The following is a 16,074-nucleotide window of genomic DNA, read 5'->3' as shown; positions in this document are numbered from 1 at the left end:
TTCGATCAAGCCGCACACCCACTTCACCGGTGAAGTGTATGTGCTGTCGAAGGAAGAGGGCGGCCGTCACACGCCGTTCTTCAACAACTACCGTCCGCAGTTCTACTTCCGGACGACCGACGTGACCGGCTCGATCGCGCTGCCCGAAGGCACTGAGATGGTGATGCCGGGCGACAACGTCTCGATCACCGTGAAGCTGATGGCGCCGATCGCGATGGAAGAAGGTCTGCGTTTCGCGATCCGCGAAGGCGGCCGTACCGTCGGTGCCGGCGTCGTCGCGAAGATCGTCGAGTGATTGTTCATCACATAACGATCGCTTGATCGAAGGGCGCCCCGCAGGGCGGGGTGTCCGGTAGTCTCTGCTGCAGGGGCATAGCTCAATTGGCAGAGCGTCGGTCTCCAAAACCGAAGGTTGGGGGTTCGATTCCCTCTGCCCCTGCCACTCCTTTCCGGATATTCATATTTCGATGGCCGATAAGTTGAAGGTTGCGCTGGCTATCGCACTGGTCGTGGCCGGTGTGGTCGGCTTCTACCTGCTTTCCGAGCAGGCGCTGGTGTTGCGCGTGCTGTCGGTTCTTGCGGGCGTTGCCGCCGCCGCTGCGGTCGCTTCGCAGTCCGAATCCGGCCGCCGCTTCGTTGGATTCGCGCGCGAGTCGGTCACCGAGACGAAGAAGGTCGTGTGGCCTTCGCGCAAGGAGACGGTGCAGACGACCGGCATGGTGTTCGCCTTCGTGGTCGTGATGGCGATTTTTTTGTGGCTGACGGATAAGAGTCTGGAATGGGTGATGTACGACCTGATTCTGGGCTGGAAGTGATCATGACGAAGCGCTGGTACGTGGTGCATGCCTATTCGGGCTTCGAGAAGTCGGTTCAGCGCGCGCTCGTGGACCGCATCAATCGCGCGGGAATGCAGGACGCGTTCGGGCAGATCCTGGTGCCGGTCGAAGAAGTCGTCGAGATGAAGAGCGGCCAGAAAAGCATTTCCGAGCGGAAGTTCTTTCCCGGCTACGTGCTCGTCGAAATGGAAATGAACGACGAGAGCTGGCATCTGGTGAAGTCGACGCCGAAAGTCACGGGATTCGTCGGCGGAACCGCGAACAAGCCGTCCCCGATTTCCGAGAAGGAAGTCGAGAAGATCATGCAGCAGATGCAGGAAGGCGTCGAGAAGCCGCGTCCGAAGGTGCTGTGGGAGACCGGCGAAGTCGTGCGCGTCAAGGAAGGCCCTTTCACCGATTTTCACGGCTCGGTCGAGGACGTCAATTACGACAAGAGCAAGCTGCGCGTGTCCGTGACCATTTTCGGTCGCGCGACGCCGGTGGAGCTGGATTTCAGTCAGGTCGAAAAAACCTGATGTTGGCGGGCCTTCGGGCCCGATACAGCCCGTTCACGCGGGCATCGCGAGGAGCGCCGGCCGCGGCCGGTGCGTTCGTACTCAAACAGGAGTGAGCCGCAGTGGCAAAGAAGATCACCGGCTATATCAAGCTGCAAGTGCCAGCTGGTAAAGCCAACCCCAGCCCCCCGATCGGCCCGGCGCTCGGTCAGCGCGGCCTGAACATCATGGAATTCTGCAAGGCGTTCAACGCCAAGACGCAGGGCCTCGAGCCCGGTCTGCCGATTCCCGTGGTGATCACGGCGTACGCGGACAAGAGCTTTACCTTCATCATGAAGACGCCGCCGGCGACGATCCTGATCAAGAAGGCGGCGAAGATCCAGAAGGGCTCGCCGAAGCCGCATACCGACAAGGTCGGCTCGATCACCCGTGCGCAGGTGGAGGAAATCGCCAAGACCAAGATGGCCGATCTGACTGCTGCCGACATGGAAGCCGCGGTGCGCACCATCGCCGGTTCCGCCCGCAGCATGGGCATCACCGTGGAGGGGCTGTAATCATGGCGAAGCTCTCGAAGCGTGTTCAGGCGCTCCGCGCGAAGGTCGACCGCGACCGCACCTACCCCGTCAGCGAAGCGCTGGCGCTGGTCAAGGACTGCGCGACGGCAAAATTCGACGAGTCGATCGACATCTCGGTGAACCTCGGCGTCGACGCGCGCAAATCCGACCAGGTCGTTCGCGGCTCGGTCGTTCTGCCCGCGGGCACCGGCAAGACGGTGCGGGTCGCGGTGTTCGCGCAGGGTGACAAGGCGGAAGCGGCGCGCGCCGCCGGTGCCGATGTCGTCGGCTTCGACGACCTCGCCGAGCAGGTGAAGGCCGGCAACATCGATTTCGATCTCTGCATCGCAACCCCCGACGCGATGCGCGTCGTCGGTCAGCTCGGTCAGATCCTCGGTCCGCGGGGCCTGATGCCGAACCCGAAGGTCGGCACCGTGACGATGGATGTCACCACCGCGGTCAAGAACGCGAAAGCCGGTCAGGTGCAGTACCGGACCGACAAAGCGGGCATCATCCACGCGACGATCGGTCGTGCGTCCTTCAGTGTCGAAGCGCTGCAGCAGAACCTCGGCGCGCTGATCGATGCGCTGCAGAAGGCGAAGCCGGCTGCGTCGAAGGGTGTGTACCTGCGCCGTGTCGCCCTCTCGAGCACGATGGGCAGCGGTGTCCGCGTCGAGCCGGCGAGCATTACGGCCGCGTAAGAATTCAGCGGGCGACTCGAATCGCCCGAGGACTTTGGGCTGCCGCCCGTAGCTGGGCGGCAGGTTGTCAAAGACCGCTGGGGGTTGTGCCTGAAACGAATGCCCGCGTGCGGGCACATTCGCGAAGGCGCGGCCTTAATGTCGGGCGAACTCCGGTTCGGCCCGGGCCCAGCGCAGATGGCGTCACCCGATGAAGGATTTTGAAGTCCGGCTGCCGCTCGCGGCAGTCGCCTTGTTCCTGAATGACGGTCGCCGTGGTTGTTCGTTTTCCGGTCAATCCCGATCGGCAGACGGACGTTTCACTAGTAGGAGATGACCTTGGGTCTCAATCTTGACGACAAGAAGGCAGTCGTTGCCGAAGTGTCCGCCGAACTGGCGAACGCGCAGGCGGTGATCGTCGCTGAGTACCGTGGTCTCGAAGTCGGGCAGGTCACCGCTCTGCGCGCGAAAGCGCGTGAATCGGGTGTCTACCTGCGCGTCCTCAAAAACACGCTGGTGCGGCGCGCTGCTTCTGGCACGCCCTTCGAAGGTCTGGCCGCGCACATGGTCGGTCCCCTGATCTATGGAATTTCCACGGATCCGGTGGCTCCCGCCAAGGTGCTCAACGAGTTCGCCAAGACCAACGACAAGCTGATCATCAAGGGCGGCGCGATGCCGAACTACGTCATGGACGCCGAAGGCGTCAAGGCGTTGGCATCGATGCCCAGCCGTGAAGAACTGCTTGCCACGCTGCTCGGGACGATGCAGGCGCCGGTGGCCAAGTTCGTGCAAACGCTCAACGAAGTTCCGGGCAAGTTTGTGCGTACCGTCGCTGCGCTGCGTGACTCGAAAGAGACTGCGTAATCCAATTTTGACCGCGCCCTCTCGAAACGGGGCGCAAAGAATCATTCAGGAGTAAGAAATGGCTGTGTCCAAAGACGAAATTCTGGAAGCAATTGGCAACATGACCGTGCTTGAGCTGTCGCAGCTCATCAAGGACATGGAAGAGAAGTTCGGTGTGTCGGCTGCCGCCGCCGTCGCCGTCGCCGCCGCCCCGGCCGCCGGCGCTGCCGCTCCGGCCGTCGAAGAGAAGACCGAGTTCGACGTGATCCTCGTCGCCGCCGGAGAGAAGAAGGTCGAGGCGATCAAGGTCGTCCGTGCCGCCACCGGCCTGGGGCTGAAGGAAGCGAAGGACCTGGTCGACGGCGCGCCGAAGGCCGTGAAGGAAGGCATCTCGAAGGCCGATGCCGAGGCGCTCAAGAAGCAACTCGAAGAAGCGGGCGCGAAGGTCGAGATCAAGTAAGACCTTCGTGTTTCTCGGGGCTGGCGTTCCTACGGGCGCCGGCCCTTTCGTGCTTTGTGCCGCGAGAAGCCAGAACCCAGCGTGCGTTCGCCTAGTCCAATAGAACCCTGCGCGCGCGATCAAGTCTCAATACGCGTGCGGCCGATGGTGCGCTGCGTTCTGTCTCTTTGACGTCCGACCTCTACCCGGAGCATCCATGGCGTATTCCTACACCGAAAAGAAACGTATCCGCAAGAGCTTCGCCAAGCGCGCGGCAGTGCTGAACGTCCCTTTCCTGCTCGCCACGCAGATCGAATCGTTCGCATCTTTCCTTCAAGCCGAGACGCCGCCGCTCTCCCGCCTGAACCACGGCCTGCAGGCCGCGTTTACGTCGATTTTCCCGATCTCCAGCCATAGCGGCAATGCCCGTCTCGAGTTCGTCCAGTACATGCTCGGCGAGCCGGCGTTCGACGTCAAGGAGTGTCAGCAACGCGGGCTGACGTTCGCGTCGCCGTTGCGTGCCCGCGTGCGCCTCGTGATCCTCGACCGCGACGCTCCGAAGGAGACCGTCAAGGAGGTCAAGGAGCAGGAGGTCTATATGGGCGAAATCCCGCTGATGACCTCCACCGGTTCGTTCGTCATCAACGGCACCGAGCGCGTCATCGTCTCGCAGCTGCACCGCTCGCCGGGCGTGTTTTTCGAACACGACCGCGGCAAGACGCATTCGTCGGGCAAGCTGCTGTTCTCGGCGCGGATCATTCCCTACCGCGGTTCATGGCTCGACTTCGAATTCGATCCGAAGGACGCGCTGTTCTTCCGCGTCGACCGCCGCCGCAAGATGCCGGCGACGATTCTGCTGCGTGCGATCGGGATGACGCCGGAAGAAATCCTCGAGACTTTCCACGATTTCGACACGTTCCGCATGAGCGGCGACACGACGCTGTTCGAGCTCGTCCCCGACCGTCTGCGCGGTGATGTCGCGAAGTTCGACATCACCGATGCGTCGGGCAACGTGATCGTTGCGCGCGACAAGCGCATCACCGCGAAGCACATCCGCGAACTCGATCAGGCCGGCGTGAAGACGATCGCGGTTCCCGACGAGTTCGTGCTCGGCCGCATCCTCGCGCGCAACGTCGCGGATCCGGAGACCGGCGAACTGCTCGCACGCGCGAACGACGAGATCACCGAGGACCTACTCGACAAGCTGCGGATCGCCGGGGTCAAGGACATGCAGACCCTGTACGTGAACGACCTCGACCGCGGCGCGTACATCTCGCAGACGCTGCGCATCGACGAAACCGCGGACCAGTGGGCCGCGCGCGTCGCGATCTACCGCATGATGCGCCCAGGCGAGCCGCCGACCGAGGAAGCGGTCGAGGCGCTGTTCCAGGGGCTGTTCTACGCCGAGGAGCGTTACGACCTGTCGTCGGTCGGCCGCATGAAGTTCAACCGCCGCGCCTATCCGGAGAAGATCGAGGACAAGGCGCCCGGCTGGCTGAAGCGCTTCTACGAGAACGTCGGTTCGCGCGGCGAGGAAGGCCCGGCGACGCTGTCGAACGAGGACATCCTCGCGGTAATCAGCGTGCTGGTCGAACTGCGCAACGGTCGCGGCGAGATCGACGATATCGACCACCTCGGCAACCGTCGCGTGCGGTCGGTCGGTGAGCTTGCGGAAAACCAGTTCCGCGCCGGTCTCGTGCGCGTCGAGCGCGCGGTCAAGGAGCGCCTGTCGCAGGCCGAGTCCGACAACCTGATGCCGCACGACCTGATCAACGCGAAGCCGATTTCGGCGGCGATCAAGGAATTCTTCGGGTCGAGCCAGCTGTCGCAGTTCATGGACCAGACGAATCCGCTGTCCGAGATCACGCACAAGCGCCGCGTCTCCGCACTCGGCCCGGGCGGTCTGACGCGCGAGCGCGCGGGCTTCGAAGTCCGCGACGTGCATCCGACGCACTATGGCCGCGTGTGCCCGATCGAGACGCCGGAAGGTCCGAACATCGGTCTGATAAACTCGCTCGCCGTCTATGCGCAGACCAACCGCCACGGTTTCCTCGAGACACCGTACCGCAAGGTCATCGACGGAAGTGTCACCGACCAGATCGATTTCCTGTCGGCGATCGAGGAAGGCCAGTACGTGATCGCGCAGGCGAACGCCGAAGTCGATGAAGCCGGCACGCTGCTCGGCGACCTCGTGTCGTGCCGCCACAAGGGCGAGTTCGCGCTGTCGACGTCCGACCAGGTGCAGTACATGGACGTTGCGCCGGGGCAGATCGTGTCGGTCGCGGCCTCGCTGATTCCGTTCCTCGAGCACGACGACGCGAACCGCGCGCTGATGGGCGCGAACATGCAGCGCCAGGCGGTGCCGTGCCTGCGTCCGGAGAAGCCGCTCGTCGGCACCGGGATCGAGCGCACGGTCGCGGTCGATTCGGGCACCGCGGTGCAGGCGATGCGCGGCGGCGTCGTCGACTATGTGGACGCGAACCGCATCGTCGTGCGCGTCAACGACGACGAAACCCTCGCGGGCGAAGTCGGCGTCGATATCTACAACATGATCAAGTACACGCGTTCGAACCAGAACACGAACATCAACCAGCGCCCGATCGTCAAGGTCGGCGACCTCATCGGCAGGGGCGACGTCATTGCCGACGGCGCCTCGACCGATCTCGGCGAGCTCGCGCTCGGCCAGAACATGCTGGTCGCGTTCATGCCGTGGAACGGCTACAACTTCGAGGATTCGATCCTGCTGTCCGAGCGTGTCGTCGCCGAGGACCGCTTCACGTCGATCCACATCGAGGAACTGACCGTCGTCGCGCGTGATACGAAGCTCGGACCGGAGGAAATCACGCGTGACATCGCGTCGCTCGGCGAAGCTCAGCTGTCGCGCCTCGACGAGTCCGGCATCGTCTATATCGGCGCCGAAGTCGACGCCGGCGACGTGCTCGTCGGCAAGGTCACGCCGAAGGGCGAGACGCAGCTGACGCCGGAAGAAAAACTCTTGCGCGCGATCTTCGGCGAGAAGGCTTCCGACGTGAAGGACACGTCGTTGCGCGTGCCGTCGGGCATGAACGGCACCGTCATCGACGTCCAGGTCTTCACCCGCGAAGGCATCGAGCGCGACAAGCGCGCGCAGTCGATCATCGACGACATGCTGCGCAGCTTCAAGACCGACCTCGCCGACCAGATGCGCATCGTCGAGCGCGACGCGTTCGCGCGGATCCGCCGACTGATCACCGGCCAGAAGGCCAACGGCGGACCGAAGAAGCTCGCGAAAGGCGCGGAGATCACGGGCGAGTACCTCGATTCGCTCGAGTTCTACCACTGGTTCGACATCCGCATGGCCGACGAGGAGCTCGCGGCGCAGCTCGAAGCGATCCGCGAAGGTCTCGAGAAGACCCGCAAGGACTTCGACCAAGCGTTCGAGATCAAGAAGAAGAAGCTCACGCAGGGCGACGAACTGCCGCCGGGCGTGCAGAAGATGGTCAAGGTGTACCTCGCGGTGAAGCGCCGCCTGCAACCGGGCGACAAGATGGCCGGCCGTCACGGCAACAAGGGCGTGGTGTCGCGGATCGTGCCGGTCGAGGACATGCCGCACATGGCGGACGGCACGCCGGTCGACATCGTGCTGAACCCGCTGGGCGTGCCGTCGCGGATGAACATCGGCCAGATCCTCGAGACGCACCTCGGCTGGGCGGCGAAGGCGCTCGGCAACAAGATCGGCGGGATGCTGCGTGCGAACGCGGCGGTGAGCGAAGTGCGCGAGCTGCTCGGCCAGATCTACAACGACAACGGCAAGCCCGAGGACATCGCCTCGCTGAAGGACGATGAAGTCATCGAACTCGGCTCGAACCTCGCGAAGGGCGTGCCGTTCGCGACGCCGGTCTTCGACGGTGCGAAGGAAGAAGAGATCGAGGCGATGTTCAAGCTCGCCGGCATCGAGTCGGGCGGCCAGGTCACGCTGTACGACGGCCGCACCGGCGAGGCGTTCGACCGCAAGGTCACGGTGGGCTACAAGCACGTGCTGAAGCTGCACCACCTCGTCGATGACAAGATGCACGCGCGCTCGACCGGTCCGTACTCGCTGGTCACGCAGCAGCCGCTCGGCGGCAAGGCGCAGTTCGGTGGCCAGCGTTTCGGCGAGATGGAAGTGTGGGCGCTCGAGGCCTACGGCGCCGCCTACACGCTGCAGGAAATGCTGACGGTGAAGTCCGACGACGTGACCGGCCGGACGAAGGTGTACGAAAGCATTGTCAAGGGCGAACACAAGATCGACGCGGGCATGCCCGAATCCTTCAACGTGCTGGTGAAGGAAATCCGCTCGCTCGCGATCGACATCGATCTGGACACGTACTGAACCGGGTGCCTGCCTGACACGCAGACCCGGACGGAGTGATATATGAAAAGCCTGCTCGCTGACCTGTTCAAACAAACCCTGCCGAACGAAGACCAGTTCGACGCAATCACGATCGGCCTCGCGTCGCCCGAAAAGATCCGCTCGTGGTCGTATGGCGAAGTCAAGAAGCCCGAGACGATCAACTACCGCACCTTCAAGCCCGAGCGCGACGGCCTCTTCTGCGCCAAGATCTTCGGGCCGGTGAAGGACTACGAGTGCCTGTGCGGCAAGTACAAGCGGCTCAAGCACCGCGGCGTGATCTGCGAGAAGTGCGGCGTCGAGGTGACGCTGTCGAAGGTGCGCCGCGAGCGCATGGCGCACATCGAGCTCGCGAGCCCGACCGCGCACATCTGGTTCCTGAAGAGCCTGCCGAGCCGCCTCGGCATGGTGCTCGACATGACGCTGCGCGACATCGAGCGCGTGCTGTATTTCGAAGCCTTCGTCGTCGTCGAGCCGGGCATGACGCCGCTCAATCGCGGCCAGTTGCTGACCGAAGACGACTACCTTGCGAAGGTCGAGGAGTACGGGGATGACTTCGACGCACTGATGGGCGCCGAAGGCATTCGCGGCCTGCTGCGCACGCTCGACGTCAAGCTCGAGATCGAGAAGCTGCGCGGCGACCTCGAGACGACGGGATCCGAAGCGAAGATCAAGAAATTCTCGAAGCGCCTGAAGGTGCTCGAGGCGTTCATGCAGTCGGGTATCAAGCCCGAGTGGATGATCCTCGAAGTGCTGCCGGTGCTGCCGCCGGACCTGCGTCCGCTGGTGCCGCTCGACGGCGGCCGCTTCGCGACCTCGGACCTGAACGACCTCTACCGCCGCGTCATCAACCGCAACAACCGTCTGAAGCGTCTACTCGAGCTGAAGGCGCCCGAGATCATCGTGCGCAACGAGAAGCGCATGCTGCAGGAGTCGGTGGACTCGCTGCTCGACAACGGCCGTCGCGGCAAGGCGATGACCGGCGCCAACAAGCGTCCGCTGAAGTCGCTCGCCGACATGATCAAGGGCAAGGGCGGCCGCTTCCGTCAGAACCTGCTCGGCAAGCGCGTCGACTACTCGGGCCGTTCGGTCATCGTCGTCGGTCCGCAGCTGAAGCTGCACCAGTGCGGCCTGCCGAAGCTGATGGCGCTCGAACTCTTCAAGCCGTTCATCTTCAACAAGCTCGAACTGATGGGCCTCGCCACGACGATCAAGCAGGCGAAGAAGATGGTCGAAAGCCAGGAGCCGGTCGTCTGGGACATCCTGGAAGAGGTCATCCGCGAACATCCGGTGATGCTGAACCGCGCGCCGACGCTGCACCGTCTCGGTATCCAGGCATTCGAGCCGGTGCTGATCGAAGGCAAGGCGATCCAGCTGCACCCGCTCGTCTGCGTCGCGTTCAACGCCGACTTCGACGGCGACCAGATGGCCGTCCACGTGCCGCTGTCGCTCGAGGCGCAGATGGAAGCGCGCACGCTGATGCTCGCATCGAACAACGTGCTGTCGCCGGCGAACGGCGAGCCGATCATCGTCCCGTCGCAGGACATCGTGCTCGGCTTGTACTACGCGACCCGCGAAGGCGTGAACGTCGCTGGCGAAGGCATGGCTTTCTCCGACGTCGGCGAGCTCAAGCGGGCGTACGAGTCGAAGCAGCTGTCGCTGCACGCGCGCGTGTCGGTGCGCCTGAAGGAAGTCGAGGTGTCCGCCGAAGGCGAGCGCCGCGAGAAGATCACGCGCTACAACACGACCGCCGGCCGCGCGATGCTGTCCGAGATTCTGCCGCCGGGACTGCCGTTCAGCGTGCTCGACAAGCCGATGAAGAAGAAGGAGATTTCGCGGCTGATCAACGCCTCGTTCCGCCGCTGCGGCCTGAAGGAAACGGTCGTGTTCGCGGACAAGCTGATGCAGTTCGGTTTCCGCCTGGCGACGCGCGCCGGCATCTCGATCGCGGTCAAGGACATGCTCGTGCCGCGGCAGAAGGACGTCCTGATTCACGCGGCCGAACAGGAAGTGAAGGAGATCGCGCGGCAATACACGTCCGGTCTCGTGACCGACGGTGAGCGCTACAACAAGGTCGTCGACATCTGGGGGCGTGCGGGTGACCAGGTCGCGAAGGCGATGATGGACCAGCTCGGCCAGGAAGACGTCGTCAATCGCCTCGGCGAAACGGTCAAGCAGGAGTCGTTCAACTCCATCTATATGATGGCCGACTCGGGGGCGCGCGGCTCGGCAGCGCAGATCCGCCAGCTCGCCGGCATGCGCGGCCTGATGGCGAAGCCGGACGGCTCGATCATCGAGACGCCGATCACGACGAACTTCCGCGAAGGCCTGAACGTTCTGCAGTACTTCATCTCGACGCACGGCGCGCGGAAGGGTCTCGCGGACACGGCGTTGAAGACGGCGAACTCGGGTTACCTGACGCGCCGCCTCGTGGACGTGACGCAGGATCTGGTCGTCACCGAGGACGACTGCGGCACGCGCGACGGCTTCCTGATGAAGGCGCTGATCGAAGGCGGCGAAGTCATCGAGCCGCTGCGCGAGCGGATTCTCGGCCGCGTGTGTGCCGAGGACGTCGTGAACCCCGAGTCGCAGGAGACCGTCATCGAAGCGGGCTCGCTGCTCGACGAGGACGCGGTCGACCTGATCGAGAGCCTCGGCATCGACGAGGTGAAGGTGCGCACCGCGCTGACGTGCGAAACCCGCTACGGCCTGTGCGGCAAGTGCTATGGACGTGACCTTGGCCGCGGCAACCTGGTCAACGTCGGCGAAGCGGTCGGCGTGATCGCCGCGCAGTCGATCGGCGAACCTGGCACGCAGCTGACGATGCGGACTTTCCACGTCGGTGGCGCGGCCTCCCGGGCCGCCGCGGCGAGCGGGGTCGAGTCGAAGTCGGCCGGTACCGTGCGCTTCGCCGGCAACATGCGCTACGTCTCGAATGCGAAGGGCGAGAAGGTCATCATCGCGCGCTCGGCCGAAATCGTCGTCGCCGATGACATGGGGCGCGAGCGCGAACGGCACAAATTGCCGTACGGTGCGACGCTGCTCGTCGACGACGGCGCGGCGGTGAAAGCCGGCGTGATGCTCGCGACGTGGGACCCGCACACCCGTCCGATCGTCACCGAGTACGCCGGTACGGTGAAGTTCGAGAACGTGGAAGAGGGGGCGACGGTTGCGAAGCAGATCGACGAGGTCACGGGTCTGTCGACCCTGGTCGTCATCGACGGCAAGCGGCGCACGAGCGGCCCGTCGTCGAAGGGCGTGCGGCCGCAGGTGAAGCTGCTCGACGAGAACGGCGAAGAAGTGAAAATCGCCGGCACCGACCACTCGGTGGCGATCACCTTCCAGGTGGGCTCGCTGATCACCGTCAAGGACGGCCAGGAAATCGGGGTCGGCGACGTGCTCGCGCGGATCCCGCAGGAATCGGCGAAGACGCGCGACATTACCGGCGGTCTGCCGCGTGTCGCGGAGCTGTTCGAAGCGCGGCCGCCGAAGGACGCCGGCGTGCTCGCCGAGTACACCGGCACGGTCTCGTTCGGCAAGGACACGAAGGGCAAGCAGCGCCTCGTGATCACCGAGGCCGACGGCACCGCGCACGAGTTCCTGATCCCGAAGGACAAGCACGTCATGGTTCACGACGGACAGGTCGTGAACAAGGGCGAGCTGATCGTCGACGGCCCGGCGGATCCGCACGACATCCTGCGCCTGCAGGGTATCGAGGCGCTCGCCCGTTACATCATCGACGAAGTGCAGGACGTCTATCGTCTGCAGGGCGTGAAGATCAACGACAAGCACATCGAGGTGATCGTCCGCCAGATGCTGCGTCGCGTGGTCATCAACGACGCCGGCGATACGCGCTTCATCCGCGAGGAGCAGGTCGAACGCTCGGAAGTGCTGGACGAGAACGACCGCATCGAGGCCGACGGGAAGCTGCCGGCGCAGTACCAGAACGTGCTGCTCGGTATCACGAAGGCGTCGTTGTCGACCGACTCGTTCATCTCGGCCGCGTCCTTCCAGGAAACGACGCGCGTGCTGACCGAAGCGGCGATCATGGGCAAGCGCGACGATTTGCGCGGTCTGAAGGAGAACGTCATCGTCGGTCGCCTGATTCCCGCGGGAACGGGCATGGCGTATCACCGGAACCGCAAGGCGCAGTCGGCGGGCGAAGACCTCGCCGCCGAGCACGCGTGGGCCGCGATCCAGGAGGAAGCGCCGTCCGAAGTGCCTCATGACGTGTCGCAGGACGTGCAGGCCGGTTGACGCTCGCTTGCGTTTCACGATAACATCCGGCCTCTTTTTGTGGACTGACCAATCGTAGTCGGTCGCAGCCGGAATCAACCGCCCGAGGCGGCCCCGAGGGGTCGCCTCGGTATATTGGAAAATTCTCAAGCTATGCCAACAATTAATCAGCTCGTCCGCAAGCCGCGGGAACTTGCCGTCACCAAGAGCAAGGTGCCGGCCCTCGATGCATGCCCGCAAAAGCGGGGCGTGTGCACCAGGGTCTACACGACCACTCCGAAGAAGCCGAACTCGGCGCTGCGGAAGGTCGCCAAGGTTCGCCTGACGAACGGCTTCGAAGTCATCTCCTACATCGGCGGCGAAGGCCACAACCTCCAGGAGCACTCCGTGGTCCTGATTCGTGGCGGCCGTGTAAAGGACTTGCCGGGGGTGCGCTATCACATCGTCCGCGGTTCGCTCGATCTTCAGGGTGTCAAGGACCGCAAACAGTCTCGCTCGAAGTACGGCGCGAAGCGTCCTAAGAAAGCCTAATTGTCGGCATCCAGAAATAGCTAGAGGTAGTCATGCCCCGTCGTCGCGAAGTCCCCAAGCGTGAAATCCTGCCCGATCCGAAGTTCGGTTCGCAGGACGTTTCCAAGTTCATCAACGTGATCATGCAGTCCGGCAAGAAGTCGGTGGCCGAACGCATCGTCTATGGCGCGTTCGCGCAGATTTCCGGCAAGGCGGGCAAGGATCCGCTCGAGGTCTTCTCGTCGGCGGTTGCGAACGTGAAACCGGTTGTCGAAGTCAAGAGCCGTCGCGTCGGCGGTGCGAACTATCAGGTTCCGGTCGAAGTCCGTCCGTCGCGCCGCATGGCGTTGTCGATGCGCTGGCTCCGCGAAGCGGCGCGCAAGCGTGCTGAGAAGTCGATGGCGCAGCGCCTGGCCGGCGAACTGCTCGAGGCGGCGGAAGGTCGCGGTTCGGCGATGAAGAAGCGCGAAGAAGTCCATCGCATGGCCGAGGCCAACAAGGCGTTCTCGCACTACCGCTTCTGATTTTTCAAGACGGCGGTTAATCGAGCCCTGGCAAGGGCTCGATTGTTTTGTAACAGGACAAGAAATTCCGCGCGCTCGCGCGCGAATTCCAGAAGGCAGGAAAAACCGTGGCTCGCAAGACTCCCATTGAGCGCTACCGCAACATCGGTATCTCGGCTCACATCGACGCCGGCAAGACAACGACGACCGAGCGCATCCTTTTCTATACTGGCGTCAACCACAAGATCGGTGAAGTCCACGATGGCGCTGCCACGATGGATTGGATGGAGCAGGAGCAGGAGCGGGGGATCACGATCACCTCGGCTGCGACCACCTGCTTCTGGAAAGGCATGGAGATGTCATTCCCCGAGCACCGGTTCAACATCATCGACACGCCGGGACACGTCGACTTCACGATCGAGGTCGAGCGCTCGATGCGCGTGCTTGACGGCGCGTGCATGGTCTACTGCGCGGTCGGCGGCGTACAGCCCCAGTCCGAGACGGTGTGGCGTCAGGCAACCAAGTACAAGGTGCCGCGGCTTGCATTCGTGAACAAGATGGACCGTCAGGGCGCGAATTTCTTCAAGGTCGTCGAGCAGATGAAGCTCCGCCTGAAGGCGAATCCGGTGCCCATCGTGATCCCGATCGGGGCGGAAGAGAATTTTGTCGGCGTCGTTGATCTCGTTCGCATGAAGGCGATCTACTGGGACGAGGCGTCCCAGGGGATGAAGTTCGACTACCGCGACATCCCTGCCGAGCTTCAGGGCGAGGCCGAAGAGTGGCGCGAAAAGATGCTCGAGGCTGCGGCCGAGGCCAGCGAAGAGCTGATGAACGAGTATCTCGAAAGCGGCGATCTGTCGTACGAAAAGATCGTCCTGGGCCTGCGTACGCGGACGATCGCGTGCGAGATCCAGCCGATGATGTGCGGCACCGCGTTCAAGAACAAGGGTGTGCAGCGCATGCTCGATGCCGTCATCGAACTGCTGCCGTCGCCGGTCGATATTCCGCCGGTTGCGGGCACCGACGACAACGAGAACGAAGTCGTCCGGAAGGCCGACGACTCCGAGAAGTTCGCTGCGCTCGCATTCAAGCTGATGACCGACCCGTTCGTCGGCCAGCTGACTTTTGTGCGCGTGTATTCCGGCGTGCTGAAGTCGGGCGAGACGGTGCTTAACTCGGTCAAGGGCAAGAAGGAGCGCATCGGCCGGATTCTGCAGATGCATGCGAACGAGCGCGAGGAAATCAAGGAAGTTCTCGCCGGCGACATCGCGGCTTGCGTTGGCCTGAAAGAAGTGACGACCGGCGAGACGCTGTGCGACCCGTCCGCGCCGATCATCCTCGAGCGCATGGTGTTCCCGGAGCCGGTGATCCACGTCGCCGTCGAGCCGAAGACCAAGGGCGATCAGGAGAAAATGGGTATCGCGCTGGGTCGTCTCGCAGCCGAGGACCCGTCCTTCCGCGTCCGTACCGACGAAGAATCGGGCCAGACGATCATCTCCGGCATGGGCGAGCTGCACCTCGAGATCCTCGTTGATCGCATGAAGCGCGAGTTCAACGTCGAAGCGACCGTCGGCGCGCCGCAGGTTGCGTACCGCGAGGCGATCCGCAAGGCGGTCGAGCAGGAAGGCAAGTTCGTCAAGCAGTCCGGCGGTCGCGGCCAGTTCGGCCACGTCTGGATCAAGCTCGAGCCGAACGAGACCGGCAAGGGTTACGAGTTCGTCGACGCGATCAAGGGCGGCGTTGTGCCGCGCGAATACATTCCGGCCGTCGACAAGGGCCTGCAAGAGACGCTGCCGAACGGCGTGCTCGCCGGGTTCCCGGTCGTCGACGTCAAGGTCACGCTGTTCGACGGTTCGTACCATGACGTCGACTCGAACGAAAACGCGTTCAAGATGGCAGCGTCGATGGCGTTCAAGGACGCGATGCGCAAGGCGAGCCCGGTGCTGCTCGAGCCGATGATGGCGGTCGTCGTTGAGACCCCCGAGGACTACATGGGCAACGTCATGGGCGACCTGTCCGGTCGCCGCGGGATCGTCCAGGGGATGGACGACTTGCCCGGTGGCATGAAGGAGGTCAAGGCGGAAGTTCCGCTCGCCGAAATGTTCGGCTACGCGACGCAACTGCGTTCGCTGACGCAGGGCCGCGCGACCTACTCGATGGAATTCAAGCACTACTCCGAGGCGCCGAAGAGTGTCGCGGAGGCGGTGATCAACAATCGCAAGTAATCAACGAACCGAAGCGAGGAATTGAGCAATGGCGAAAGGCAAGTTTGAGCGGACGAAACCGCACGTGAACGTTGGGACGATCGGCCACGTTGACCATGGCAAGACGACCCTGACGGCGGCGATCACGACGATTCTGTCGTCGAAGTTCGGTGGCGAGGCGAAAGCCTACGACCAGATCGACGCGGCGCCGGAAGAAAAGGCGCGCGGCATCACGATCAACACCGCGCACGTCGAGTACGAGACGGCGGCCCGTCACTACGCGCACGTCGACTGCCCGGGGCACGCCGACTACGTGAAGAACATGATCACCGGTGCGGCGCAGATGGACGGCGCGATCCTGGTGTGCTCGGCCGCCGACGGCCCGATGCCGCAGACCCGCGAGCAC

Annotated in this window: 12 protein-coding genes, 1 tRNA gene and 1 pseudogene; all 14 read left to right on the top strand. The window is 63.6% G+C overall.

Translation table 11 applies throughout. The features are described from left to right. Nucleotides 1–295: pseudogene (tuf, locus tag V6M37_RS12025) on the top strand (elongation factor Tu); the annotation flags it as partial. Nucleotides 296–366: 71 nt separating this feature from the next. Next, a tRNA-Trp gene (locus V6M37_RS12020) sits at nucleotides 367–442 on the top strand. Between the two features lie 25 nt (nucleotides 443–467). Continuing rightward, nucleotides 468–815, top strand: a complete 348-nt coding sequence (gene secE, locus V6M37_RS12015) for a preprotein translocase subunit SecE (protein ID WP_332673573.1) — start codon at nucleotides 468–470, stop codon at nucleotides 813–815. 2 nt (nucleotides 816–817) lie between these two features. After that, nucleotides 818–1,351, top strand: coding sequence for a transcription termination/antitermination protein NusG (gene nusG, locus V6M37_RS12010; protein WP_312662758.1), 534 nt, complete (start codon nucleotides 818–820; stop codon nucleotides 1,349–1,351). A 101-nt stretch (nucleotides 1,352–1,452) separates the two neighbouring features. Then, entirely contained in the window at nucleotides 1,453–1,884 is a 432-nt protein-coding gene (gene rplK / locus V6M37_RS12005) for a 50S ribosomal protein L11 (RefSeq protein WP_312662759.1), read from the top strand. A 2-nt stretch (nucleotides 1,885–1,886) separates the two neighbouring features. Beyond that, nucleotides 1,887–2,585 (top strand): 50S ribosomal protein L1, encoded by a 699-nt coding sequence (rplA, locus tag V6M37_RS12000; RefSeq protein WP_332673569.1) that lies wholly within the window; start codon nucleotides 1,887–1,889, stop codon nucleotides 2,583–2,585. Between the two features lie 318 nt (nucleotides 2,586–2,903). Next, nucleotides 2,904–3,428, top strand: coding sequence for a 50S ribosomal protein L10 (gene rplJ / locus V6M37_RS11995; protein WP_332673567.1), 525 nt, complete (start codon nucleotides 2,904–2,906; stop codon nucleotides 3,426–3,428). A gap of 58 nt (nucleotides 3,429–3,486) precedes the next feature. Continuing rightward, nucleotides 3,487–3,867, top strand: a complete 381-nt coding sequence (rplL, locus tag V6M37_RS11990; RefSeq protein WP_332673564.1) for a 50S ribosomal protein L7/L12 — start codon at nucleotides 3,487–3,489, stop codon at nucleotides 3,865–3,867. A 196-nt stretch (nucleotides 3,868–4,063) separates the two neighbouring features. Continuing rightward, nucleotides 4,064–8,197: a DNA-directed RNA polymerase subunit beta gene (rpoB, locus tag V6M37_RS11985; RefSeq protein ID WP_332673562.1), complete on the top strand. Its 4,134-nt coding sequence runs from the start codon at nucleotides 4,064–4,066 to the stop codon at nucleotides 8,195–8,197. A 42-nt stretch (nucleotides 8,198–8,239) separates the two neighbouring features. Then, nucleotides 8,240–12,472, top strand: a complete 4,233-nt coding sequence (gene rpoC, locus V6M37_RS11980) for a DNA-directed RNA polymerase subunit beta' (protein ID WP_332673559.1) — start codon at nucleotides 8,240–8,242, stop codon at nucleotides 12,470–12,472. Between the two features lie 132 nt (nucleotides 12,473–12,604). Continuing rightward, on the top strand, nucleotides 12,605–12,982 hold the full coding sequence (gene rpsL, locus V6M37_RS11975) for a 30S ribosomal protein S12 (RefSeq protein ID WP_312662766.1): 378 nt from the start codon (nucleotides 12,605–12,607) through the stop codon (nucleotides 12,980–12,982). A 32-nt stretch (nucleotides 12,983–13,014) separates the two neighbouring features. Next, complete coding sequence (rpsG, locus tag V6M37_RS11970) at nucleotides 13,015–13,485, top strand: 30S ribosomal protein S7 (protein WP_312662767.1); 471 nt, start codon at nucleotides 13,015–13,017, stop codon at nucleotides 13,483–13,485. A 107-nt stretch (nucleotides 13,486–13,592) separates the two neighbouring features. After that, complete coding sequence (gene fusA / locus V6M37_RS11965; RefSeq protein WP_332673555.1) at nucleotides 13,593–15,689, top strand: elongation factor G; 2,097 nt, start codon at nucleotides 13,593–13,595, stop codon at nucleotides 15,687–15,689. Nucleotides 15,690–15,717: 28 nt separating this feature from the next. After that, on the top strand, nucleotides 15,718–16,074 hold a 357-nt coding region (locus V6M37_RS11960; RefSeq protein WP_332673022.1), incomplete at its 3' end, for a GTP-binding protein.

The organism is Aromatoleum sp. (assembly GCF_036675785.1).
Lineage (GTDB): Bacteria > Pseudomonadota > Gammaproteobacteria > Burkholderiales > Rhodocyclaceae > Aromatoleum.
This window is presented reverse-complemented; position numbering and strand designations above follow the sequence as displayed.

What these genes read in the sequence shown, in the direction of transcription:
- rplL (WP_332673564.1), top strand. Translation starts at nt 3,487, where the DNA reads ATGGCTGTGTCCAAAGACGAAATTCTGGAAGCAATTGGCAACATGACC.
- secE (WP_332673573.1), top strand. Translation starts at nt 468, where the DNA reads ATGGCCGATAAGTTGAAGGTTGCGCTGGCTATCGCACTGGTCGTGGCC.
- rpoB (WP_332673562.1), top strand. Translation starts at nt 4,064, where the DNA reads ATGGCGTATTCCTACACCGAAAAGAAACGTATCCGCAAGAGCTTCGCC.
- rpsG (WP_312662767.1), top strand. Translation starts at nt 13,015, where the DNA reads ATGCCCCGTCGTCGCGAAGTCCCCAAGCGTGAAATCCTGCCCGATCCG.
- nusG (WP_312662758.1), top strand. Translation starts at nt 818, where the DNA reads ATGACGAAGCGCTGGTACGTGGTGCATGCCTATTCGGGCTTCGAGAAG.
- rplA (WP_332673569.1), top strand. Translation starts at nt 1,887, where the DNA reads ATGGCGAAGCTCTCGAAGCGTGTTCAGGCGCTCCGCGCGAAGGTCGAC.
- rpoC (WP_332673559.1), top strand. Translation starts at nt 8,240, where the DNA reads ATGAAAAGCCTGCTCGCTGACCTGTTCAAACAAACCCTGCCGAACGAA.
- rpsL (WP_312662766.1), top strand. Translation starts at nt 12,605, where the DNA reads ATGCCAACAATTAATCAGCTCGTCCGCAAGCCGCGGGAACTTGCCGTC.